The organism is Curtobacterium sp. C2H10 (assembly GCF_025407985.1).
Classification (GTDB): domain Bacteria; phylum Actinomycetota; class Actinomycetes; order Actinomycetales; family Microbacteriaceae; genus Curtobacterium.
Genome location: NZ_JABXGF010000021.1, coordinates 30,647 through 54,468 on the forward strand (window position 1 = coordinate 30,647; position 23,822 = coordinate 54,468).

Annotated in this window: 21 protein-coding genes; 10 read left to right on the forward strand and 11 right to left on the reverse strand. The window is 74.0% G+C overall.

The window, feature by feature from the left end:
• The first annotated feature begins 230 nt into the window (after positions 1–230).
• The 9 genes from HWD93_RS09755 to phoA all read left to right on the forward strand — a co-directional run bounded on the left by HWD93_RS09755 (position 231) and on the right by phoA (position 11,127).
• Positions 231–1,832, forward strand: a complete 1,602-nt coding sequence (locus tag HWD93_RS09755; RefSeq protein WP_261646698.1) for an ABC transporter substrate-binding protein — start codon at positions 231–233, stop codon at positions 1,830–1,832.
• Positions 1,829–2,863, forward strand: coding sequence for an ABC transporter permease (locus HWD93_RS09760; RefSeq protein WP_071294645.1), 1,035 nt, complete (start codon positions 1,829–1,831; stop codon positions 2,861–2,863). Before HWD93_RS09755 ends, HWD93_RS09760 begins: the two co-directional genes overlap by 4 nt.
• Complete coding sequence (locus HWD93_RS09765) at positions 2,860–3,738, forward strand: ABC transporter permease (protein WP_071294646.1); 879 nt, start codon at positions 2,860–2,862, stop codon at positions 3,736–3,738. Before HWD93_RS09760 ends, HWD93_RS09765 begins: the two co-directional genes overlap by 4 nt.
• Positions 3,735–5,531: an ABC transporter ATP-binding protein gene (locus HWD93_RS19465; RefSeq protein ID WP_261646699.1), complete on the forward strand. Its 1,797-nt coding sequence runs from the start codon at positions 3,735–3,737 to the stop codon at positions 5,529–5,531. The genes HWD93_RS09765 and HWD93_RS19465 overlap by 4 nt, the downstream gene beginning before the upstream one ends.
• Positions 5,528–7,567 carry a CocE/NonD family hydrolase gene (locus HWD93_RS09775; RefSeq protein ID WP_261646700.1) on the forward strand — a complete coding sequence of 680 codons (2,040 nt, stop codon included), beginning with the start codon at positions 5,528–5,530 and terminating at the stop codon, positions 7,565–7,567. The genes HWD93_RS19465 and HWD93_RS09775 overlap by 4 nt, the downstream gene beginning before the upstream one ends.
• On the forward strand, positions 7,564–8,217 hold the full coding sequence (locus HWD93_RS09780; protein ID WP_254789585.1) for a TetR/AcrR family transcriptional regulator: 654 nt from the start codon (positions 7,564–7,566) through the stop codon (positions 8,215–8,217). Before HWD93_RS09775 ends, HWD93_RS09780 begins: the two co-directional genes overlap by 4 nt.
• Positions 8,218–8,246: 29 nt before the next feature.
• Positions 8,247–8,660: an SIP domain-containing protein gene (locus HWD93_RS09785; protein WP_071301600.1), complete on the forward strand. Its 414-nt coding sequence runs from the start codon at positions 8,247–8,249 to the stop codon at positions 8,658–8,660.
• A 109-nt stretch (positions 8,661–8,769) separates the two neighbouring features.
• Positions 8,770–9,267, forward strand: coding sequence for a Dps family protein (locus HWD93_RS09790; RefSeq protein ID WP_070418937.1), 498 nt, complete (start codon positions 8,770–8,772; stop codon positions 9,265–9,267).
• A gap of 168 nt (positions 9,268–9,435) precedes the next feature.
• Positions 9,436–11,127, forward strand: coding sequence for an alkaline phosphatase (phoA, locus tag HWD93_RS09795; RefSeq protein ID WP_261646701.1), 1,692 nt, complete (start codon positions 9,436–9,438; stop codon positions 11,125–11,127).
• A gap of 41 nt (positions 11,128–11,168) precedes the next feature.
• Here the strand turns inward: phoA and HWD93_RS09800 are convergent, their stop codons facing one another.
• The 5 genes from HWD93_RS09800 to HWD93_RS09820 all read right to left on the reverse strand — a co-directional run bounded on the left by HWD93_RS09800 (position 11,169) and on the right by HWD93_RS09820 (position 16,868).
• Positions 11,169–11,831, reverse strand: coding sequence for a response regulator transcription factor (locus HWD93_RS09800; protein WP_261646702.1), 663 nt, complete (start codon positions 11,829–11,831; stop codon positions 11,169–11,171).
• Positions 11,828–13,138: a histidine kinase gene (locus tag HWD93_RS09805; RefSeq protein WP_261646703.1), complete on the reverse strand. Its 1,311-nt coding sequence runs from the start codon at positions 13,136–13,138 to the stop codon at positions 11,828–11,830. The genes HWD93_RS09800 and HWD93_RS09805 overlap by 4 nt, the downstream gene beginning before the upstream one ends.
• Positions 13,135–13,842 carry a VTT domain-containing protein gene (locus tag HWD93_RS09810; RefSeq protein ID WP_261646704.1) on the reverse strand — a complete coding sequence of 236 codons (708 nt, stop codon included), beginning with the start codon at positions 13,840–13,842 and terminating at the stop codon, positions 13,135–13,137. Before HWD93_RS09810 ends, HWD93_RS09805 begins: the two co-directional genes overlap by 4 nt.
• Before the next feature lie 120 nt (positions 13,843–13,962).
• Positions 13,963–15,471, reverse strand: a complete 1,509-nt coding sequence (gene rfaE2 / locus HWD93_RS19470) for a D-glycero-beta-D-manno-heptose 1-phosphate adenylyltransferase (protein WP_261646705.1) — start codon at positions 15,469–15,471, stop codon at positions 13,963–13,965.
• Positions 15,468–16,868, reverse strand: coding sequence for an aldehyde dehydrogenase (locus HWD93_RS09820; protein ID WP_261646706.1), 1,401 nt, complete (start codon positions 16,866–16,868; stop codon positions 15,468–15,470). The genes rfaE2 and HWD93_RS09820 overlap by 4 nt, the downstream gene beginning before the upstream one ends.
• Positions 16,869–17,002: 134 nt before the next feature.
• Between HWD93_RS09820 and HWD93_RS09825 the strand changes: the two genes are divergently transcribed.
• Positions 17,003–18,109 carry a glycosyltransferase family 9 protein gene (locus HWD93_RS09825; RefSeq protein ID WP_261646707.1) on the forward strand — a complete coding sequence of 369 codons (1,107 nt, stop codon included), beginning with the start codon at positions 17,003–17,005 and terminating at the stop codon, positions 18,107–18,109.
• A gap of 54 nt (positions 18,110–18,163) precedes the next feature.
• Here the strand turns inward: HWD93_RS09825 and HWD93_RS09830 are convergent, their stop codons facing one another.
• The 6 genes from HWD93_RS09830 to HWD93_RS09855 form a co-directional block, all read right to left on the reverse strand.
• A complete protein-coding gene (locus HWD93_RS09830; RefSeq protein ID WP_261646708.1) occupies positions 18,164–18,868 on the reverse strand; it encodes an SDR family oxidoreductase in 705 nt (234 codons plus the stop codon).
• A gap of 38 nt (positions 18,869–18,906) precedes the next feature.
• Positions 18,907–20,367 (reverse strand): PfkB family carbohydrate kinase, encoded by a 1,461-nt coding sequence (locus HWD93_RS09835; protein WP_261646709.1) that lies wholly within the window; start codon positions 20,365–20,367, stop codon positions 18,907–18,909.
• Positions 20,364–20,987 carry an SIS domain-containing protein gene (locus HWD93_RS09840; RefSeq protein ID WP_261646710.1) on the reverse strand — a complete coding sequence of 208 codons (624 nt, stop codon included), beginning with the start codon at positions 20,985–20,987 and terminating at the stop codon, positions 20,364–20,366. Before HWD93_RS09840 ends, HWD93_RS09835 begins: the two co-directional genes overlap by 4 nt.
• Complete coding sequence (locus tag HWD93_RS09845; RefSeq protein ID WP_261646711.1) at positions 20,984–22,333, reverse strand: glycosyltransferase; 1,350 nt, start codon at positions 22,331–22,333, stop codon at positions 20,984–20,986. The genes HWD93_RS09840 and HWD93_RS09845 overlap by 4 nt, the downstream gene beginning before the upstream one ends.
• A complete protein-coding gene (locus tag HWD93_RS09850) occupies positions 22,330–23,331 on the reverse strand; it encodes a glycosyltransferase (protein WP_261646712.1) in 1,002 nt (333 codons plus the stop codon). Before HWD93_RS09850 ends, HWD93_RS09845 begins: the two co-directional genes overlap by 4 nt.
• A gap of 52 nt (positions 23,332–23,383) precedes the next feature.
• Positions 23,384–23,822 (reverse strand): glycosyltransferase family 9 protein (locus tag HWD93_RS09855; protein ID WP_261646713.1); only part of this gene is annotated, 439 nt, incomplete at its 5' end.

Here is a 23,822-nt window from a genome sequence, read left to right on the forward strand (position 1 = left end):
GACCACGCGGGCGCCGCTCTGGTCGATCATCCCGCCTCGCGCAGGCGCTCGTGTAACGGGTTGGTAAACGTTCCCGTGCCTCTGGTGCGGCTGCGGGAGACCGCTCGATCGCGGTCACCGTGCGGATCGGGGCCCCGTGAGGGCGACCGGCGTCCGTCTCGTCGGGCTTGGCCGGGGACGATCCGCCCTCTATCGTTCACCGGAACGATTACCAGGAGGGGTCACCCCGAATGCAGCCCATCGTCCCCGAACCCCGGAACGCCCGCGGCCCGAGCCGTCGTGCGCTCCTCACCGGCGCCGCAGGACTCGCCGGCCTCGGCCTGCTGACGCTCACCGGGTGCAGCTCCGGCGCCTCGGCCGGCACCACCGACCTTCCCGAGGCCGCCGCCACCGGCACCGCCCGGAGCGGCGGTCGACTCCGGATCGCCCGACCTGCCGCGTCGGCCGCCGAGACCCTCGACTCGGCGAGCTCCCTGTCGGCCTACGAGTACCTCGGCGCGCTCTACAACCGGCTCGTCAAGCTCGACCAGCAGGGCCGGACCGTGCCCGACCTCGCCGAGGAGTGGTCGGCGAACCAGGACGGCACCGAGTGGACCTTCCGCCTCCGCCGGGGCGTGCAGTTCCACGACGGGTCGCGCTTCTCCGCCGACGACGCGATCGCGAGCATCCGGCACATCCTCGACGAGAAGACCGGCAGCCCGCAGGCCGGGGTGCTCGGCGAGGTGATGGACGCCCGCTCGATGACGGCCGTCGACCCGTACACGCTGCGGTTCGCCCTCACGAAGCCGAACGCGGAGTTCCCGTCGCTGCTGACCGCGTACCAGTGCTACATCGTGCCGGCCGGGGCGATCGCCGACATCGGCCGGACGGGCATCGGCACGGGGCCGTTCCGCCTGTCGTCCTTCACTCCGGCGGGTGCCGGCAGCGTCGAGGCGTTCGACGACCACTTCGCCGGCCGCCCCGCGTTGGACGGCATCGACTTCTACTCGATCCAGGACACCACCGCCCGGGTGAACGCACTGCTCGCGGGGCAGATCGACCTCATCTCGCAGACGAACCTCGACTTCGCGACGGCTCGGGTCGTCGCCGCCTCCGATCGTGCGACCATCGCCCGCTCGAAGAACGCGCAGTGGTACACGATCCCGATGCTCGCCACCTCCGAGGAGTTCCGCGACCCGCGGGTCCGCCAGGCGATGAAGCTCGCCTACGACCCGCGCACGATCGTCGACACCGCCCTGCAGGGCACCGGGTCGCCGGGCTGGGACAACCCCGTGCCGCCGCAGCTCGCCGCCTTCGTGGACGACCACCGCGAGTACGACCCGGACAAGGCGAAGGCGCTGCTCAAGGCCGCCGGTCGGTCGGACCTCCGCGCGTCGATCTACACGTCGAGCTACGAGTCGGTGTTCACCCCGATGGCCGTCGCCTACCGCGACGCCGTCGCGGACGCGGGCATCCGCCTGACGGTGAAGAACGCCAGCTCGGACTCGTACTACACGCAGATCTGGATGCAGAAGCCGCTCATGGTGAGCTACTGGTTCACCGGCCGGCCGATCGACCAGCTGCTCAACCAGATCTTCCGGTCCGGCTCGTCGTACAACGAGAGCGCGTGGTCCAACGAGCGGTTCGACGGGCTGCTCGACGACGCCCGCGCCGAGATGGACGACGCGAAGCGACTGACCCTGTACCAGGACGCCCAGCGGCTCGTGGTCGAGGACGGCGCGGACATGACCCCGATGTTCGGCGACCGCCTGGTCGGGCTGTCCCGCGACGTCGTGAACTACTCGGAGTACGGCTTCGAGTTCGACTACCTCCGGATCGGACTGCGACGATGACGACGACCACGAGCAAGCCCTCGGACGTCCTCGTCCCCGTCCTCCGTCGGCTCGGCATCGCCGTGCTCACGGTGGTGCTCGCGTCGCTGTTCGTGTTCCTCGCCGTGCAGGCGCTGCCCGGCGACGTCGCGCAGCAGCTGCTCGGGCAGAACGCCACACCCGACGCCGTCAAGCAGCTCCGGGAGTCGCTCGGCCTCGACCAGAACGTCTGGCTCCGGTACCTGCAGTGGCTCGCCGGAGCGGTGCACGGCGACTTCGGCACCTCGCTGGTCAGCGGGGAGCCGGTCGCCCCGACGCTGTTCACGGCGTTCCGCAACAGCATGCTCATCGCCGTCCCCGCGATGGTCGTGGGCGTCACACTGTCCCTCGCGCTCGGCGTCATCGCCGGGGTCCGCCGCGGCCGTGCGTCCGACCGGGTGATCTCGATCGTCAGCCTCGTCGTGATGAGCGTGCCGGAGTTCATGGTCGCCACCGTGCTCGTGCTGCTCTTCGCGATCGGGCTGCCGCTCTTCCCCGCCGTCGTCCTGCGCGGTAGCGACGCCACGGTCGGCGAGCTCCTGCCGACGATCTGGCTGCCGATCATCGTGCTGACCCTGGCGATGGCCGCGTACATCGTCCGGACCGCCCGTTCCTCGACGATCGACGTGATGGCGTCCGAGTTCGTGACCACCGCGGAGCTGAAGGGCCTGACGATGCGCCGGGTCGTCTGGAAGCACGCGGTCCCGAGCGCGCTCCTGCCGACGCTCAACGTCGTCGCGCTCAACGTGGCCTGGCTGCTCGGTGGGGTGGTCGTCGTGGAGAACGTCTTCAACTACCCGGGCATGGGCAAGCTCATGCTCGAGTCCGTCTTCAACCGCGACCTGCCGACGATCGAGGCGATCGCGCTCCTCAGCGCACTCGTCTACGTCGTGTGCAACCTCGCGGCCGACCTCGTCGCGCTGGTGCTCGACCCGAAGCTCCGAACACGACAGCGACGGGCGCGCACCCGGAGCCGCACCGGCACACGCCCCACCCGGAAGGCAGCAGCATGACCGCCATCGCCCCGCGTTCCCGGAACGTCATCGGCGCAGCCGTCGCCCCCCTGCGCAGCTCCACCGCGCTGGCCATCGGCCTCGGCCTGATCGCGCTGCACCTCGTGCTCGCCGTCCTCGCCCCCGTCATCGCCGGCCACGACCCGGTCGCGACGAACTCCGCCGACGTGCTCGCCGGCCCGACGTGGACGCACTGGCTCGGCACCGACCAGTACGGCCGCGACATCCTGTCCCGGACGCTCAACGGCGGCCGCTACGCCCTGCTCGTGACCTTCCTGGCGACGACGATCGCCGTGGCGGTCGGCACCGTCCTCGGCTGCGTCACCGCGTACGCCGACAACTGGTTCGACGAGGTCGTCATGCGGATCGTGGACGCCCTGCTCAGCGTGCCGTCGATCCTCGCGCTCCTCGTCGTCGTCACCGTGTTCGACGCCGGGCTCTGGGTGATCGTCCTCGCCGTGACGATCGTCTACGCGCCCGCCGTGACCCGGGTGGTGCGCGGCGCGGCCCGGACGGTGATCACGCAGGACTACGTCACGGCCGCGCGCGCCCGGGGCGAACGCTCCCTGTCCATCGTGTTCCGCGAGATCCTGCCGAACGTCCTCGACGTGGTCCTCGTCGAGTACGCGATGCGCGCCTCCTGGATCGTGCTGCTCGTGGCGTCGCTGTCGTTCCTCGGCTTCGGTGCGAACCCGCCGACACCGGACTGGGGGCTCATGGTCCAGGAGAACCGGACCGCCCTCACGGTCGTGCCCCTCGGCACGCTCGCGCCCATCGTGGCGCTCGCGACCCTGGTGGTCGGCCTGAACCTCGCGGCCGACGGGCTGAGCAAGTCGCTCGGTGTCGACCGCGCGACGAAGGGAGTCAGCGCGTGAGCATCGTCCAGGTCGACCGCCTCGCGATCTCGTACGCCGCCGGCAAGCGCTCCGTGCCGGTCGTCCGCGGCGTCTCGTTCGCCATCGAGGCGGGCCGGACCCTCGGGCTCGTCGGCGAGTCCGGCAGCGGCAAGTCCACCGTCGCCCGCACCCTGCTCGCGCACCTCCGGACCGGGTCGCGCATCGAGCACGGCACCGTGCACGTCGACGGCGAGGACGTCTTCGCCCTCTCGCCGGCCGGCCGACGGGCGCTCCGTGGCGGCACCGCGTCGGTGGTCGCGCAGAACGCCGGACAGGCACTCACGCCGTCGATGCGCGTCGGCGAGCAGATCCGCGAGGCCCTCCGCGCCCACGGCGAGCCCGACGGCCCCGAGCGCGTGCTCGAGCTCGTCCGGCTCGTGCGGCTGCCGTCGCCGGAGACGATCGTCCGCCGGTACCCGCACCAGCTCTCCGGCGGGCAGCAGCAGCGCGTCGCGATCGCGATGGCCGTCGCCGCGCGCCCCCGTGTGCTCGTCCTCGACGAACCCACCACCGCCCTCGACGTGGTCACGCAGGCCGCCGTGCTCGACCTCGTCGCCGACCTCGGCCGCGAGCTCGGCATGGCCGTCCTGCTCGTCAGCCACGACCTCGGCGTCGTGTCCGCGATGGCCGACGAGATCGCCGTGATGCGCGACGGCGAGGTCGTCGAGCACGCCGAGACGGCGGCGCTCTTCGCCTCCCCGCAGCACGAGTACACGCGTGCCCTGCTGGCCGCGGTGCCGGACGGGCGCCGGCCAGGAGGAACGGACCACGTGCCCGAGACGGCGTCCGTCTCGTCGACGGTCGCCTCCAGGGCCGGCCGGACCGTTGGTCTCCCCACCGGCACGGCCGGCCCGCCGCTGGCGCGTCGCGCCGGAACCGGCGGCGTGGGCCCAGAACCGCTCGTCCGCCCCGTGGTGACCGCCGAGGACCTGGTGATCCGCTACGGACGCGGCCTGCCGGCCGCCGTCGACGGCGTCTCGTTCACGATCGCGCCGCGCGAGACGCTCGCCGTCGTGGGGGAGTCCGGCAGCGGCAAGTCGACGCTCGCGACGGCCCTGGCCGGTCTGGTCCCGGCCGAGTCGGGCACGTTCTCGTTCGACGACGGGACCGTGAGCGGGGACCTGCGCGAGCCGATCGCCGGACGGTCCCCGGACCTCCGTCGTGCGGTGCAGCTCGTGTTCCAGAACGCCGACACCTCGCTGAACCCCCGCCGGACCGTCGGGGCCGCCATCGCGCGGCCGCTGAAGCTGTTCACCGGTTCCTCGTCGCGCGATCGGGTCGGGGAACTGCTCTCCCAGGTCGGCCTCGGGCCGGAGTTCGCTGACCGGCTGCCGGCGCAGCTCTCCGGCGGGCAGCGGCAGCGTGTCGGGATCGCCCGGGCCCTCGCCGCCGAGCCGCGCCTGGTCATCGCCGACGAGATCACGACCGCGCTCGACGTGCAGGTGCAGGCGGGGATCCTCGCGCTGCTCGCCGACCTGCAGCGCGAGCGCGGGCTGAGTTGCCTGTTCATCAGCCACGACCTCGCGGTGGTGCGGGGTGTGGCCGATCGCGTCGCCGTGATGACCGGCGGCCGGATCGTCGAGATCGGCCCGACCGAGGCCGTGTTCGGCGGCCCGAACCACCCGTACACGGCGACGCTCCTCGCAGCGACGCTCGAACCCGGCAGCACCGAGCTGCCCGACGTCGGCGACGGCGTGCCGCGGTGGCGCGAGGCTCCGGGGTGGACCGACCGCGGTGACGGACACCTGACCCGGAACTGGGAGGACGCATGACCGGCTTCACCGCACTCGGGGTGGACCCGGCCCTGCCCGACGGTGTGACCGTCCGCGACGAGTGGATCCCGATGTCCGACGGCGTCCGGTTGCACACGAGGATCTGGTCCCCGGCGGCACCCGACGGCCCCGTGCCGGTGCTGCTCGAGTACCTGCCCTACCGGCTCGACGACTGGACCGCGCCGCGGGACTCCGAGCGGCACCCCTGGTACGCGCAGCACGGGTACGCCTCGGTGCGGGTGGACATCCGCGGGACCGGCTCGTCGGACGGGTTCTTCGACGACGAGTACAGCGAGCAGGAACTCCGCGACGGCGAGGCCGTGATCGCGTGGCTCGCCGCACAGGAGTGGTCGACGGGCGCCGTCGGGATGTTCGGCATCTCGTGGGGCGGGTTCAACGCGCTGCAGCTCGCGGCCCGGGCACCGGCGGCCCTCAAGGCGATCGTGACGGTGTGCTCGACCGACGACCGGTACGACAACGACGTGCACTACGTCGGCGGTGCGGTGCTCGGGATCGACATGGCGGCGTGGGGTGCGACGATGTTCGCGTTCAACTCGCGGCCGCCGCGGCCCGAGGTGGTCGGGTCCGGCTGGGTCGACCGGTGGCGTGACCGCCTCGATGCGAACCGCCCGATGACGCCCGTGTGGCTGTCCCACCAGGAGCGCGACGACTACTGGCGGCACGGCAGCGCCGCGGAGGAGTACGGGAACATCGGCGCCGCGGTCCTCGCGGTCGGCGGCTGGGCCGACCCGTACCGCGACGCCGTGCTCCGGCTCGTGGCCAACGTGGACGCCCCGGTCAAGGGGATCGTCGGACCGTGGTCGCACCAGTACCCCGACCGGGGCCTCGCACCCGGGCCGTCGATCGGCTTCCTGCAGGAGACCCTGCGGTGGTGGGACCGCTGGCTGCGCGGGGTCGACACCGGCGTCGAGCAGGAGCCCGCGCTCCGGGCCTGGATCAACGAGGGCGAGCCGCCGGCGACCCACTACGAGACGCGCCGCGGCCGGTGGGTCGGTGCCGAGGCCTGGCCGTCGTCCGCCACCGTGTCCCGCACGGTTCCCCTCGCCGGGTTCCGCGGCGGCGCGGACGGCGCGGTCGTCGTCCGGTCGCCGCAGCACACCGGTGCCGACGCCGGACGCTTCTTCCCGTTCGGCAACGCCACCGACCTGCCACCGGACCAGCGCGCCGAGGACGGCCGCTCGGTCTGCTTCGACCTGCCGCTCGACGAGCCGGTCGACGTGCTCGGCACCGTCCTCGTCCACCTCGCCGTGACGAGCGACCAGCCCCGGGCCACCGTGATCGTGCGCCTGTGCGACGTCGCGCCGGACGGGTCGTCGACCCTCGTGACCCGGGGTGTGCTCAACGCCGCGAAGCGCGACGGGATGGACCGGGACGACCCGCTCGAGCCCGGCGCCGCGGCGTCACTGCCGGTCCGGCTCGTGTCGACCGGTCACCGGTTCGCCGCGGGACACCGGCTCCGGATCGCCGTGTCGACGTCGTACTGGCCGTGGGTCTGGCCGCACGGCGTCACACCGACCGTCACGATCGACCCCGCCGGCTCGCACGTCGAGCTCCCGGTGTGGACCCGCGCCACCGACGACGGCGTGCGGTTCGAGCAGCCGGAGCGCTCCGAGCCGCTCGCGATCGACCGGGTCGCGCCGACCGAGGTCCTGCCGCAGCGCACCGTCACGCACGACGTCGAGTCGGGGGAGTGGACGCTCGACGTCGACCCCGGGTACGGCGGCGGACGCGTGTACCCGGACGGGCTCGTCTTCAGCGAGGACGCCCGCGAGACCTACCGCATCCGGTCCGACGACCCCACCAGCGCCAGCGCGACGTCCCGCTGGTCGATCGGCCTGGCGAAGCCGGAGTGGGCCGCACGGCTCGAGACCGCCTCCGAGGTCACCGCGGACGCCGACGCCTTCCACGTCCGGAACACCGTGCGTGCCTGGGCCCGGGACGGTGGTCCCGACGTCGCCGAGGTGCTCGTCGCCGAGCACACGTTCGTCGACGAGGTGCCGAGGACCTCGGCGTGAGCGGGCCGGAGCAGACACGGGTCCGGCAGCGTCCCGAGGTCCGGCGGGCGATGATCGTCGAGGCGGCACGCGCCGTGATCGTCCGGAACGGCGTCGGGGCGACGGGGCTGCGGGACATCGCCGCCGAGGCGGACGTCTCGGTCGGGACCGTCACGTACCACTTCGGCAGCGTCGCGGAGATCCTCAACGAGGTCGTCGTGCTCGAGACGGAGCGCTTCTACGGGGCGATCGTTGCCGCGGTCGACGCGGAGCCGGACCCCGTCGCCGGCATCCGCATGCTCGTGGAACCGCTCTTCGGGGACACCGAGCAGGTGCGGCAGCACTGGCGGATCTGGTCGGACTACTGGACGGCGGTCGTGCGGCGGCCCGAGGTCGCTGCGGAGTACGCCGAGCGGATCCGCGTGTGGGAGGCCTGCCTGGTCCGGGTCGTCCGTCGGGGCATCGAGGCGGGGGTGTTCACGCCCGCGGAGTCGCCCGAGATCGTGGCGCTCAAGCTCGCGGCGTACAGCGACGGGGTGGCGACGCAGATCGCGCAGGGGGTGCCGGACCTGACGAACACGGTCGCCCTGTCCTGGATGTGGACCTTCCTCGCCCACGAACTCGGTGTGGCACCTGCGCGTATCGGGGGAACCGCCGCAACGCCCTTGTGATGAGGTAAGGCTTGCCTTACCGTGGTCGCATGGCACGGACCCGGCGACAGCCCAGCGAACGCATCCTCATCGCCGGCAGTGTCGACGACCTTCCCGAGATGACCCGCATGCTCGAGGACCTGCCCGAGAACGCCTACGGCCAGGTCTTCGTCGAGGCAGCCCTCGCCGAGCAGGTCCGCACGCTCCCGGCGCCCCCGCGCGTCACGGTGACGTGGCTGCTCCGGAGCGCCCGGACGTCCGCGGTGTCACCCCTCGTCTTCGCCGACCACGGCGAGGCCCTCGCGCACGCCGTCACCGGGTGGGCGGCCGAGTGGTGCGTCGCCGACTGCGAACCGCGCACGAGCGTCTGGATCGGCTGCGCCGACAGCCCCTGGGTCGAGCGCGCCCGCTCCGTCGTGCAGATCGAACTGGCCGACGCCGGCTTCGACACACTCGTCGGCTGACCGGGTGAGGTCAGCCTTCGCTTCCTTGCGGCATACAAGAGAAGCGGGCACTGTTGTCACCATCGGATCCACCCCACTCGGGTGGGACCACGAGGCAGGAGGAAACGACATGACCAACACCACCAGCACCACGCCCACCACGTCCCCGTTCTCGACGACGCCGGAGCTCGCCGCTGGGGTGGCGCAGTTCCTCGCCCCCGTCGTGATCGACCTCGAGGCGCTCGTCGTCAACGGCAAGCAGGCGCACTGGCACGTCCGCGGCCGCAACTTCGTCGGCGTGCACGAGCTCCTCGACACCATCGTCGAGCACGCCCAGGAGTGGGCCGACCTCGCCGCGGAGCGCATCGTCGCCCTCGGCCTCCCGGTCGACTCCCGGATCGCCACGGTCGCCGCGAACACCACGATCCCGCCGCTGTCCGAGGGCTTCCAGAACTCCGACGTGACCATCACCGAGGTCATCGCCGAGATCGACGCCGCGCTGCTGCAGGTCCGCCGCGCCGTCGAGGGCCTCGACGAGGTCGACCTCAACAGCCAGGACGTCGTCATCGAGATCGAGCGCGGCCTGACCAAGGACCGCTGGTTCCTGCAGGCGCACCTCGCCGCGTAGACCCGACCGACTTCCGACGGGAGGCGCGGTGCCAGGTGGCACCGCGCCTCCCGTCTCGCTGTCACCGCGTCTGTTCATCGACCAGACCGGGCCCGTTCACCCGCCTGTACCCACGCACAGCCATCCTCGGATGGCACCCGTTCGGGGCACAGACGAGGGGAACACCCAATGCAGCACACTTCGCAGCGCCGCCGCCGCGCGGCGCTCGCACTCGGCGCCGCGCTCATCGCCGGCGCCGTCGCCCTGCCGGGCGCGGCCGAGGCCGTCGGGCAGCTCGCGCTGAACCAGCACGGCGGCGCACAGCGCCACCAGGGCGACCAGACCCGGTCGATCCAGCAGGAGATCAAGCGGGCCGGCGCGAAGAACGTCATCCTGCTCATCGGCGACGGGATGGGCGACTCCGAGATCACCATCGCGCGGAACTACCAGTACGGCGCGGCCGGTCGGCTCCCGGGCCTCGACGCGCTGCCGCTGACCGGCTCGTACACGACGTACTCCCTGTACAAGGACGGTGCGGACAAGGGCAAGCCCGACTACGTCACCGACTCGGCGGCCTCCGGCAGCGCCTGGGCGACCGGGACGAAGACGTACGACGGCGCGATCTCGGTCGACATCGACGGAAAGCAGCAGCAGACGCTCCTCGAGCTCGCGAAGGCGAACGGCCTCCGCACCGGCGACGTGTCCACCGCCGAGATCCAGGACGCCACCCCGGCGGTCCAGGTCGCCCACGTCGGCGCCCGCTCCTGCTACGGCCCGGACACGGCCTCGTGCGGCACCGACGCGCTGCAGAACGGTGGGCTCGGGTCGATCAGCGAGCAGCTGCTGAACACGCGCCCGGACCTCACCCTCGGCGGCGGTTCGGCGAGCTTCCAGCAGACCGCGAAGGCCGGGCAGTGGCAGGGCTCGACGCTCTTCGACCAGGCTGAGCAGCGCGGCTACCAGGTGGTCTCCGACGCCGACGGCCTCGCCGCCGTCCGTCGTGCGGACCAGTCGAAGCCGCTCCTCGGGCTCTTCACCCCGGGCAACTTCCCGACCCGGTACGCACCCACCACGGCGACCGTCGGCGGGGCGGACCAGGCACCGGTGCAGTGCACGCCGAACCCGGCACGCCTGTCGACCGGGCTGTCGCTGCAGTCGCTCACGAACAAGTCGATCGACCTGCTGAACCGTGACCGTGGGAAGACCGGCAAGGGCTTCTTCCTGCAGGTCGAGGGCGCGAGCATCGACAAGCAGGACCACGCCGCCGACGCCTGCGGCCAGATCGGCGAGACGATCGACTTCGACGAGGCCGTGCAGTCCGCACTCGCCTTCGCGAAGAAGGACGGCAACACGCTCGTCATCGCCACGGCCGACCACGCCCACTCGAGCCAGATCGTCGACAGCACGCCGCCGACCTCGCTCTCCACGGCGCTCCGCACCGCGGACGGCACCACGATGAAGGTCTCGTACGGCACCTCGGCCGCGGGCAGCTCGCAGCAGCACACCGGCACGCAGGTCCGCATCGCGGCGTACGGCCCGGGTGCCGCGAACGTCGTCGGGCTGTCGGACCAGACGGACACGTTCTCCACCATCCGCGACGGGCTCCGGCTGCACGACGACCTCGCGGCACTGTCGCGCGGCGCCCGCATCGACCTGTCCGTCGGTGCACCGCGTCCGAACCAGCGCGTGACGCTCACCGGGTCGCGGTTCGCCGGTGACCGCCAGGTGCGGGTCGCCGTCGGGTCGACCGACCTCGGCACGGTGGACGTCGTCGACGGCACGGCGACGGTGGCGTGGAAGGCGACGTCGGGGAAGTCGACGATCACCTTCACCGGCGTGCAGTCCGGCAAGCAGGCCTCGAAGCAGGTCCGGGTCCGCTAGCCTCCTCGGCTCGGTCGAGACGGCCTGGTGGCACCGGTCCCTCAGGGGGCGGGCGTCACCAGGCCGGTCTCGTACGCCAGCACCACCGCGTGCACCCGGTCCCGCAGCTGCAGCTTCGCCAGGATGCGGCCGACGTGCGTCTTCACCGTCTGTTCGGCGATGTAGAGCTCCGCCGCGATCTCCCCGTTCGACCGGCCCCGAGCCAGCAGCAGGAACACGTCGCGCTCCCGTTCGGTCAGCACCTCGAGCACCTCGGTCCGGGGTGCGGCCGGGAGCGGGCCCGCGACGAACGCCTCGACGAGGTGGCGGGTCACCCGCGGCGCCAGCAACGAGTCGCCCGCCGCGACGGTCCGGACCGCCTGGACGAGTTCGTCGGCGCTGGCGTCCTTGAGCAGGAACCCGCTCGCCCCGGCCCGGAGGGCGTCGAACACGTAGTCGTCGATGTCGAACGTCGTGAGCATGACGACCCGCACGGGCTGCGTGGCCGGGGCGGCCGTGATCCGTCGGGTCGCCTCGATCCCGTCGAGCTGGGGCATCCGGACGTCCATGAGCACGACGTCGGGTCGCAGCCGCAGCGCCTCGACGACCGCTTCGGCGCCGTCCGACGCCTCGCCCACGACCTCGACGTCGTCCTGGGCCTGGAGGATCGCCCGCAGTCCCATGCGGAACATCTGCTGGTCGTCCACCACCATCACACGCGTCATCGGGTTCCTCGGTCGGGCGGGGCCGTGCTCGGCTGGGCGGTGCTCGGGTGGGCGGACTGGGCCGTGCTCGGGTGGGCGGGCAGGGTCACGGCGACCCGGAACCCGCCGTCCGGGAGCGGCCCGTGCTCGATCGTCCCGCCGAGTGCCGACACGCGCTCCCGCATGCCGGCGAGCCCGAACCCGCCGTCGTCCGGGGGAGTGGCGGGGACGGTGCCGGCGGGTGGCGCGGCGTTGGTCACCTCGACCGCCAGCAGGGCGCCGCGCCGGGCGACCGTCACGATCGTGACCGCACCGGGAGCGTGCCGCGCGACGTTCCCGAGCGCCTCCTGCACGACCCGGTACGCGCTCAGCTGTGCCAGCCGGTCGTCCCCGTCGTCGGATGCGTCGTCGTCGAGGTGGAGCTCGACCGGGATCCCGGCGGCCCGCGTGGCCTGCACGAGCGCGGGGAGGTCGGCGAGCCGGGGCTGCGGCGCCCGTTCCGCCGAGCCGTCGCCGCGCAGGGTGCCGAGCAGCTGCCGCATCTCGCGGAGCGCCGTCCGCGAGGTCTCGGCGATCGCCGCGAACTCCGCACGTGCTGCCGGCGGGAGGTCGGCCACGCGGAACGGCGCCGACTCGGCCTGCATGTGCACGACGGACATGCTGTGCGCCACGACGTCGTGGAGTTCGCGGGCGATCCGGGAGCGTTCCTCGACCGACCGGCGGCGGGCTTGCTCGAGTTCGGCGTCGCGGCGGGCCTCGGCGAGCTCCACCCGGACGGCGCGGCGCTGCCCGATCGCCACGGCCGTCCCGGCGAGGAGCAGGTCGCTGCCTGCGGACACGACGAAGGTCGCGGCCCAGACGTCGGCCGGGTCCCACCGACCGGGGACCACCGCGACCAGGCCGAGCGTGAGCACCGTCGCCGCGGTCCAGACGGCGGCGGTGAGTCGCCAGTCCGTCCGGACGCCGAGCACGACGAGGAGCGCGCCGACGCCGATGATCGCGGTGACCGGGAGCGGCCACGGACCGGCCGGCGACCCGGCGGTGAGCAGCCCGAGGGCCGCCACCCCCGCCAGGTGCACCACCGAGGACGTCCGCGGCAGCACCGGAGCGAGCCCGAGCGAGACGGAGAGCACCGCGGTCACGAGCAGCGCGAGCGGGACGGGCACGTCGTACACGGCGACCGTCACGGGTGCGGCCACCGCGAAGAGCGTCGCGGCGACGACGACGAGCGCGATCCGGGCGGCGACGACGGGCCAGGTCGCCCACTCCCGGCGCGTCGACCACGGCCGGCGTCGGCGCGGCGTCGCGGGTGGGACGTGGGCGGTCACGGTCGTGCGGTCCCTCCGGAGTGGGCGAGGTGCGGTGCGGGGCGGGCGGCGTCGAGGACCGCTGCCCGGGCGTCCGCGCGGTCGTCCGCCCGGGCGGCTGCTCGGGCCTCCCGCTTCCGGGTGACTCTACCGATGACCCGGTCGACGGCGATCCCCAGTCCGGCGGCGACCACCATCGAGACCAGCGCTGCGACGAGCGGCTCGTGCAGCACGCTCGACGCCGCGAGGGCGATCCCGATCGAGGTGGCCGACCACGCCAGCCCGGCGACCGAGCTGATCGCGAGGAACCGGCGGTAGGGGAGCCGTGTCGCACCGGCGGTCGTGTTCACCGCGACGCGTCCGACGGGGATGTACCGACCGACGAGGATGAGGCTCGCGGACCGCCGTCGCATCTGGCGCTCGGCGAACGCGAACGCCGCGGCGATCCTCGGACGCCGGGACCGCGCGAGGCGGCCGAGTCCGATCCGACGGCCGATCCAGTAGGCGACGGAGTCCCCGGCGACCGCCCCGAGCGCCGCGGCAGCGAGAACCCCGGCGAGGACCGGCTGGCCGGAGGTCGCGGCGATGGCGGCGACCGCGACGAGGGCGGCCTCGCTCGGCACGGGTGGGAAGAAGCCGTCCACCAGGCAGAGCGCGAAGAGGACGACGAAGACGAGCGGGCTGGCCGCCAGCTCGACGACGAGCGGGGTGATCTGGTCGAACACGGTGGCTCCCTCCGCCGACGGACCTCGTCGACGGCTTCGACGCTACGGAGCGTGCGACCGGCTGCCATCCCGCGCGGGTCTCGACCACCCCCTACCGCGGTATGACTTCCCCCTGACGTGTCACGGAGCGGCCTCGGGGTCCGTCCGCGCGGCCTCGGTCGCTGCGGCCGCCTCGCGGATCCGTCGGACGACGGCGGTCGTGGAGTGCTCGGGCACGTAGTCGACCATGACGACCTCGCCGCCGTAGCCCTGCACCACCGCGGTCTCGCGCAGCATCTCGGGGGAGTAGTCGCCGCCCTTGACGTAGACCTCGGGGTGCAGCCGTTCGATGAGCGGAATCGGGGTGTCGGTGGCGAAGACCGTCACCAGGTCGACGCACGCGAGGGCGGCGAGGACACCGGCCCGGTCCTCGGCCGGGTTGATCGGCCGCTCCGGACCCTTCAGGCGCCGGACGGAGTCGTCGTCGTTCAGTGCGACGACGAGCAGGTCGCCCAGGTCCCGGGCCTGCCGGAGGTACGTCGTGTGCCCGCGGTGGACCACGTCGAAGCAGCCGTTCGTGAACACGATCCGTCGTCCGGCCTCCCGCGCGGCGTCCACCGCGGCGGCGAGCTCGTCGTGGTCGACGACGGTCGCGGCCGGCGCGGTCACCGACTCGAGCAGCGCCGCGGCCGAGCACACCGAGGTGCCGGCCTCGCGGACGACGACATCGGCTGCCGCCTGGGCGACCGACACGGCGTCGCGGAGCGGGGCGTGCACGGCGAGCGCCACCGTGGCAGCGGCGCAGAAGGTGTCGCCGGCACCGGAGGCCTGCTGCTCCGAGGCGGGGACCGCCCGCGTGCGGAATCCACCGTCGGAACCGTGCTCGACCAGGACCGTGCCGTCGCGGTCCAGCGTGACGACCGCCGCACGTGCGCCGGTCCGTCGGAGCACCTCGTGCCGGGCGTCCACGACCGCGGACGCCCGGTCCGGGCCGGTCCCGAGCGGCGCACCGAGCAGGGCGGCCGCCTCGCCGGCGTTGGGCGTCACGAGGTCGGGCCGGAGCGCCGCCCAGCGGGTGAGGTCGTGCGCGTCGACGACGACCGCGGTGGGACGGTCGGCGTCGAGCACGGGGACGACGTCGCCCGGGTCCACCCCGAGGCCGTAGTCGCAGACGACCGCGGCGTCGGCGCACCGCAGCGCGCGGGCGACGGCCTCGGCCAGCCGGACGCCGTGCTCGGCGGTGGGCTCCGCGGCGATCTCGTCGACGCGGACGACGACCCGGTCGCCGCCGACGACCCGCGACTTCGTCGTGGTGCGGGTGCCGGGGACGACGACCATGCAGGACGTGTCCACCCCGGCGGTGTCGAGGCGTTCGCGGAGCACAGCACCGGCCTCGTCGTCACCGAGCAGCCCGACCATCCGGACGCGGGCGCCGAGCGCGCGAGCGTTCACCGCGGTGTTCGCCGCGCCACCAGGGACCGCCACGGTCTCCGTCACGCGGACCACCGGGGCCGGGGCCTCGCGCGAGACCCGTTCGGCCTCGCCGACGGTCCAGCGGTCGAGGATGCAGTCGCCGATGACGACGACGAGCGGCTCGCGGTCGTCGACCGTGGCGACGAGGTCCCGGACGAGCCGGACGTCGACGCTCACCGGGCACCCCCGGCCGGCGGGGCCGCCTCGAGGTGCACGACCGTCGTGGTGGTGAGCTCGTCGAGCAGGTGCGGGCCGTACCCGAACCCGGCACCGGAGGCACCCCGGGGCTGCGCGCTGCCACCCGGGGCGCCACCGAAGACGGCGTTCACCTTCACCGTCCCGACGGGGAGTTCCGCGGCCGCACGCAGGGCGTGTCCGGTGTCGTTCGTGAGCACCGTCGCCGCGAGGCCGTAGCGGTCGGCCGCCGCGAGCCGCAGGCCCTCGTCGAAGTCCTCGACGACGCGCACGGGGGCGATCGGCCCGAAGGTCTCCTCGGTCATGACGAGCATGTCGTCGGTGACACCGGTGAGCACGGTCGCGGGGTAGAAGGCGCCCGGGCCGTCCGGTGTGGCCCCGCCGGTGCGCGCCGACGCCCCACGCTGCAGCGCGTCGTCGACGTGCGACTGCACGGTGCGCCGGAGCCGGTCGTCGACGAGCGGCCCGTACTCCGTTGCCGGGGCCGACGTGCGCCGCTCGGCCTCGGCGACGAGTGCGGCCAGGAACGGCTCGGCGACCGCGCGGTGCACGTACACCCGCTCGACGCTCGTACAGATCTGGCCGGTGTTCGCGAAGGCGCCGAGCGCCACCTGGGCGGCGGCCCACACCGGGTCGACGTCGGCGTCCACGACGACCGCGTCGTTCCCGCCGTTCTCCCGGACGACGTGGGCACGGGTCCGCACCGCAGCCTCGGAGAGCCGGTCACCGGTCGCGGTGGAGCCCACGTGCGCGTACACGTCGACGCCGTCCAGCGCGAGGAGCAGTTCACCCGTCGCGCCGTCGCCGTCCACCCCGACGAGGACGCCGTCCGGCAGGACCTCGGCGAGCAGGGCGTTCAGCCGGGCGATCGTGGCGGGGGAGCGCTCGCTGCCCTTGTGCACGACCGTGTTGCCGGTGACGATCGCGGCGCCGAGGATCCCGCACGCCACGGCGACCGGGTCGTTCCACGGGGTGAGCGCGAGCACCACGCCGCGGGGGTGCGGCACCGACCAGTCGGCAGCGCCGAACGCGCCGCGCAGGGCCTCGCCGCGGTGCACGGGTCCGAGCTCGGCGTACTGCACGAGCGTCCCGACCCCGGCCTCGACCCCGCCGAGCGCGTCGCCGGGGACCTTGCCGGTCTCCCGGGTGTTCAGATCAGCCAGCTCCTGGGCGTGCGCGCGGACGTGCTCGGCAGCGCGGTGCAGCAGGGCACCCCGCTCCGCCGGTGCGGTCCGGGCCCACATCGGGGCCGCGGCGCGGGCACGGGCGACGGCGGTGCGGACCTCCTCCTCGGAGGCGCGGCGCACCGTCGAGGCGAGGGTCCCGGTGGCGGGGTCGGCCACCACGATGTCATCGGTGGCGGGGGGAGCGATCGTCATGGTGTCCTTCCGGGGGACGGGCGGGGGTCCGACGGTCCTCGCGGGAAGCTGGGCACGCCCACGGCATCGCGTTTCTCGTCCATCCGAGCCCGCTGCTGGACGTCCGGGCGGCCCCTGGTCGGTAGACGGGACGGGTGCAACTGATCGGCAACGGTGGAGAACGGTTCGACGACGTCCGCGAGATCGGGGTGCTCCGGGGCGGGGGCCTCGGCGACCTGCTCTTCGCGGTGCCGGCGCTCGAGGCCCTGGCAGCGGCGTACCCCGACGCGCGCATCACCCTGCTCGGCACGCCGACCGCCCCGGCGGTGCTGCGCGGCCGGACCGACGCCGTGCACGCGTTCGAGGAGCTGCCGGTCATCCCGGGCGTCCGGGACTCCGGCGAGGGTGCCCCGACCCTCGCGGACTTCGAGTCGCGGCTCGCCGGGCGCTTCGACCTCGCCGTGCAGCTGCACGGGGGCGGACGGAACTCGAACCCGTTCCTGCTCCGGCTCGGCGCCCGGCACACGGTCGGCACCGCCACCGAGGACGCCGAGGTCACGGAGCGCTGGGTCCGCTACGTCTACTACCAGCACGAGGTCCTCCGGGCGCTCGAGGTCGTCTCGCTCGCCGGTGCCGCACCGGTGACCCTCGACCCCCGCGTGCGCGTCTCCGACGAGGAGCGCACGGCGGTCCGCGACCGGCTCGGCGTCTGCACCGCGTCGGACCGCAGCGGGCGGCTCGTCGCGATCCACCCGGGGGCCACCGATCCGCGGCGCCGCTGGAGCCCGGACCGGTTCGCCGCGGTCGCCCGGGCTCGGCTCGCCGCCGGTGACGACGTCGTCCTCGTCGGTGACGCCACGGACGTGCCCGCTGCGGCAGCGATCCGGGCCGCGCTGCCCGCCGACTCCGCGGACCGCGTGCACGACCGCACCGGCGCGCTCCCGCTCACCGACCTCCCGGCGGTCCTCGCGGCGGCGGACGTCATGGTCGGCGACGACTCCGGCCCGCGGCACCTCGCCGTGGCCGTGGGCACCCCGACGGTGGGCGTGTTCTGGTTCGGCAACGTGGTGAACGCCGGTCCGTTCGACCGCGGTCGGCACCGCGTCCACCTCTCGTACGTGACGCGGTGCCCGGTGTGCGGGGTCGACGTGACGCAGGTCGGGTGGACGGCCGAGCGCTGCGCGCACGACCCGTCCTACGTCGACGAGGTCGAGCCGCAGGCCGTGCTCGACGACGTCGCGGACCTGCTCCGCACCACGTGACTGGAGGCGCGGTGCGGGCCCGCACCGCGCCTCCCGTCCGTCAGACGGTCGCGTCTACGGCCAGCTCGGCTCCGTCGCCGGCATGATCGACAGCTCGCGGATCTCGCAGCCAGCCGGCTGCGCGAGCGCGAACAGGATCGCGTTCGCGACGTACTCCGGCTCGATGAGCTGCGCGTCCGACCCGGGCTTGTACTGCTCCGTGCGGTCCGCGAAGAAGTTCGTCCGCATGCCCGCCGGGATCACGTTCGTGACGCCGACGCTGCCGCCGGTCTCGGCGGCGAGGGCCTGCGAGAAGCCGCGGACGCCGAACTTCGACGCCGAGTATGCGGTGCCGTCCCCGACGCCGCGGAGGGCGAGCGACGAGGAGACCGTGACGACCCGACCGTGCGATGCCTCGAGCGCGGGCAGCGCCGCACGGACGACGGCCGCCGTGCCGAGCAGGTTGACGGCGACGATCCGCTCCCAGTCGCCGGACGAGATGCCGCCGATCGGGGCGGGCTTGTCGATCCCCGCCGCGGTCACGACGGCGTCAAGACCGCCGTGCCGCTCCGCTGCCTCGCGGACGGCTCGCTCGGTCGCCTCGGTGTCGGTGACGTCGACCGCGACGGCGTCGAGGCCGTCCGGGACGGCATCGATCCGGAGGTCGAGGACGATCGGCGTGCCGCCGGCCTCGGTGACCGCGGCGACGACCGCGGCCCCGAGGCCGGAGGCGCCGCCGGTGACGAGGACACGGCCGATGGGGGTGGTGGGGACGGGCATGGACTTCCTTCCGTGGTGGGGTGGTGGGGCGTGCCGGCTCAGCCGACGTGTTCGAGGGCCGCCGCGAGTCGCGTGGTCGACCGGCCGGGGTGGAACGGGACCGTCACGACGCGGCCGCCCCACTCGGCGAGGGTGTGCGACTCCGGGAGCTCGGCCGCGGTGTAGTCGCCGCCCTTCGCCCAGACGTCCGGACGGAAGCGGCGCAGGGCCTCGTCGGGCGTGTGCTCGTCGAAGACCACGACGGCGTCGACGCAGTCCAGCGCGAGGAGCAGCTCGACGCGGTCGTCCTGGCCCATGATCGGCCGGTCGGGGCCCTTGAGCGCCCGGACCGAGTCGTCGGAGTTCAGGCAGACCACCAGGCAGTCCCCGAGCGCCCGGGCTGCCGAGAGCGTGCGGGCGTGCCCGGCGTGCAGCAGGTCGAAGCAGCCACCCGTGGCCACCACGGTCCCGCCCGCGTTCCGCACGTCGTGCACGAAGCGCATCGCGTCGCGGTCGGCGCCGGGGACGCGCACGGGTGCCGGACCCTCCTGGGCGAAGAGCGCCGTGACGCCGCCCGCGGCGAGGTACTCGGACGCGGCGGTGACCCCGGCGGTGACGGCCTCGGCGACGTCGGCTCCCGAGGCGAGGGCGACGGCCACACCGGCGGCGAGACGGTCGCCCGCGCCACAGGGATCGCCTGCGGTGACGGAGGGTGCCGGGACGAAGCGGTTGCCGTCTCGGCTGCTCGCGACGAGCGCGCCGCGGTCGCCGAGCGTCACGGCGACGGCGCCGACGCGCCACGTGGCTACCAGGTGGGCCGCTGCCGCGGTGGCGAAGGTGACGTCCGCGCTGCCGGCGCTGCCCGCGCCCGCGTGGGGTGACACGACCGCGTCGGCGGTGAACCGGCGCGCCTCGGCGGAGTTCGGGGTCACGACCGCGACCCCGGCGACCGGCGTGGCGCCCTTCGGGTGCGGGTCCCAGACGACGGGGGTGCTCCGGGCCGCCCGGGCGAGGGCCTCCCGCATGCCCGGCGCAGCGGCGACCCCGCGGCCGTAGTCGGCGACGACGACGGCGTCGACCCCGTCGAGGGCGGCGGTCATCGCGTCGGTGACGTCCGGGACGGGCGGGGTGCCGCACCCCTCGTCGATCCGCACGAGCGCGTGGTCGACGACGCGCACGCGGGTCTTCACGGGTGTGGGCGCTCCGGACGGGCCCGCGACGACGGTGACGTCCGGGAGCAGGCTGCGGATCTCCGGTCCCCTGGAGTCGTCGGAGAGCACGGTGACGAGGGTCACGTCGTGGCCGTCGCGCGCGAGCATCGTCGCCACGAGGCCGGCGCCACCGGCACGGCGGTCGTCCGTGCGGACGTCGACGACGGGCACGGGCGCGTCGGGGCTGAGGCGTTCGCTCGTGCCGGAGACGTCGACGTCGAGCAGGGTGTCCCCGACGACGGCAATGCGGAGCCGCGGCGCGGTCGCGGACCCGTGCGGCACGGTGGGGTTCCCGTGCGGCCCGGTCATCGCCGTGCCCCGCGGCGGAGCGCCGGTTCCATCGCCCGGCACAGTGCGTGCACGAGGACGAGCTGCGCCTCCTGCACGTTCGCAGAGGGCCCGTCGATGCAGATCGCGTCGTCGACCGCCTCGGCGAGCGGGTTCGGCCGCGGCCCGGTCATCGCGATCGTCCGGGCCCCGACGGCGCGGGCGGCCTCCGCGGCGCGGAGCAGGTTCGGGCTCCGGCCGCTCGTGCTCAGCAGGACGAGGACGTCGCCGGCCCGTGCGTGCGCCGAGACCTGTCGGGCGAAGACCTGGTCGAAGCCGTAGTCGTTCCCGATGGCCGTCACGGCGGAGGACTCGGCGTGCAGGGAGATCGCCGAGTACGCCGGCCGGTCCCCGTCGAAGCGACCGGTCAGCTCGGACGTGAGGTGCTGCGCCTCGGCCGCCGACCCGCCGTTGCCCGCAGCGAGCAACCGGCGTCCGGCGACGAGCCGCGCGGCGATGTCGTCCGCCCATGCACCGATGTGGTCGCCGTGGTCGACGAGCGACGCGACCACGGGGACCGAGGCCGCCACGTGGTCGAGCACGATCCGAGCACTGGCGCTGGTGCGCTCGTCGACGGTCCCCGTGCGTTGGTCGATGGTCATCGTGCCGTCCTCTCGGTTGACTGGGTGGAGCGGGCGGTCCGTCCGGCCCGTGGACCGCGGGGCTCGGTGTCGATCGGGGCGAGGGCGTCGGGGACGGGGGCGGCGACCGACCGGCTGCCGGCGAGCAGCCGCCCGTAGACCCGCTCGCTGTCCGCGGCGACCTTCTGCCACGTGTAGCGCGACTCGGCACGCTCGCGGCCGGCCCGTCCGTACTGCGCCCGTCGGTCGGGGTCGTCGAGCAGACCGCCGACGGCCGCGGCGACGGCGTGCTCGTCGCGCGGGGGCACGTGCAGCCCGGTGGCGTCCTCGACGACGGTGTCGATCAGCCCCCCGACGCTCGACGCGACGACCGGGCGTCCGCACGCCATCGCCTCGAGCGGGACGATCCCGAACGGCTCGTACCAGGGCGCGCAGACGACGACGTCCGCGCTGCGGTAGACCGCCGGCATGTCGTGCTGTCCGAGCTGGCCCCGGAAGGTGACGTGGTCGCGGACACCGAGGGACCGCGCGAGCGCGTCGAGGCGCTGGTACTCCGGGTCGTCCGGGAGGTCGGCGCCGGCGACCCCGGCACCGCCGACGACGACGAGTTCGACATCGCGACCCTCGTGCACGAGCGCGGCGAGTGCGGCGATGGTGGTCCCGACGCCCTTGCGCCGGACGAGCCGCGACGCCGTGAGGATCCGGGCGGCACGGCCGCGCTCCTCCACGGGGAGACCCGCGCCCTCGGGTCGGAACAGCGACACGTCGACGCCGCAGGGCACCACGGAGATGCGGTGCAGCGGGACACCGAGCGCCTTCAGCTCGAACGCCTCGTCCGAGCACGTCGCCACGACCTGGTCGGCGCTGCGGCCCACCGCGGGCTCGAGCCACTCGCGCTCGGCCGGGCTCGTGTCGGCAGCGCCCTGGTGTCGGCGCTTCACGACCCCGAGCGCGTGGAAGGTCTGGACGACCGGGATGCGGACGCCGCCGGTGCGCGCCTGGACCTGGGCGACGGCTTCGAGGGCCGCGTGCCCGGACATCCAGAAGTGCGCGTGCACGACGTCGGGCCGGTCGACGAACCACTCCGCGGCGAGCACCGACGCGAAGGTCCCCATGTACGGGAAGAGGTCGTCCTTCGGGACCGCCCGCGCGGGCCCGGCATCGACGTGCACGACCTCGACGCCGGGGCGGAGCAGGACGCGCACGGGCTGGTCGGCGTCGTCGCGGCGCGTGTACACCGTCACCCGGTGCCCGCGGTCCGCGAGCGCGCCCGACAGTTCGGCGACGTGCACGTTCTGCCCGCCGGCGTCGACCCCGCCGAGGACCGCGAGCGGACTCGCATGCTCGGACACCATCGCGATCCTCATCGCGCACTCCCTTCCAGCGCGGCGGAGGCCGTGCGGTTCCGCGTCACGGCGCGCGTCACGGCGTCGTCGAGCAGGTCGTCCCAGTCCGCGGTGAAGCGGCCGAGTGCGTGCCGCGCGAGCGCGGCCTCGCGGGCGACGGCACCCCGTCGGCGCGCTTCGTCCGGGTCCTCGAGCAGGGTCCTGGAGGCGCGGACCAGCTCCTCGACGTCCGTCGCGATCGCGCCCGCCTCGGCCGGGACCGTGCGGGCCGCGTCCGTCGTCGCCAGGACCAGGACCGGCATCGCCAGGTGCATCGCCTCGATGAGCGACAGGCCGAGGGACGTCCACCGGTTCGGGTGCACGTACGCCCGGCGCTCGGCGAGGGCGGCGTGCATCGGGTCGGCGGGCACGTCGCCGCGGGCGACCACACGATCGCCGAAGCCGAGTTCGGGCAGGCGCTCGGTGCCCATGCCCCAGACGTCGACCGGTGCGACCGCGGCGAAGCGGGGGAGCAGGTCGGTCCCGACGACGCGGCCGCGGCGCACGGGTTCGTTGATGACGACGCCGAGTCGGTCGAGCGTGCCGGTGTACCGGGGCCCGGGGTCGACGACGCCGTGCTCGACGACCGTGGTCCGCGTCGAGCCGCAGTCCCACATGAGCGCGTTCCAGTGCGTGACGTGGGCGATGGTGACGTCGTCGCGGTCCCGCAGCGGGTGGCGGCTGTTCGGCACGTCCACACGGGGTGCGTTGTGCTCGACGAACACCATCGGGACCTCGCGCCCGCCGAGCAGCCGGCGCGCCCCGTCGAGTTCCTCGGGCCGCTGCAGCACCACGACGTCGACCTCGGCGTCGGCGACGTCGGCCGGGTCGATCTCGACGACGGAGGCCGGCCAGGCCCGGTCGGCACGGCCGAGCCCCCAGGCGTCCCGGGCGGGCGTGGTCGGGACGAGGTACTCGTGCTGGCCGCGGACGAAGGCGTCCATCCAGCCGCCGTGCACGTGCCACACGAGGATCCGCATGCAGGGCCTTCCGGTCGGGAGGAGAAGAAGAGGAGGAGGAGCAGTCCGGAAGCTACGCAGCTCCTTCTGGCGTGCTCCGCAGACTTCTCCGGACCATCCGGGAAGCGCGGTCGAGCAGCCGCCGATGCGCCTCGAGGACGTCCTCGATGCGCACGGAGGACAGGCACGGGTGCCCCGGCACCGGGCACTCTCGGGCGCGGCTGAGGCGACACGGAGCCCCCTGGTCGCCGAGCAGTTCGACGAGCGGTGCGTCCGGCGCCCACTTGACGGCCGGGACCACCGGCGAGAACAGGCTGACGATCGGCGCGCCCACCGCTGCGGCGAGGTGCGCCGGCCCGGTGTTGCCCACGACGACGACCTCGGCACCGGCCAGGACCGCCGCGAGCTCGGCCGGCGTGGTGCGTCCGCCGAGGTCGATCGCGGTGTCGCCGGCGACCCGCGCCGTCAGGGCGCGCTCGCCCGGCGAGCCCGTGACGACGACGGCGGTGCCC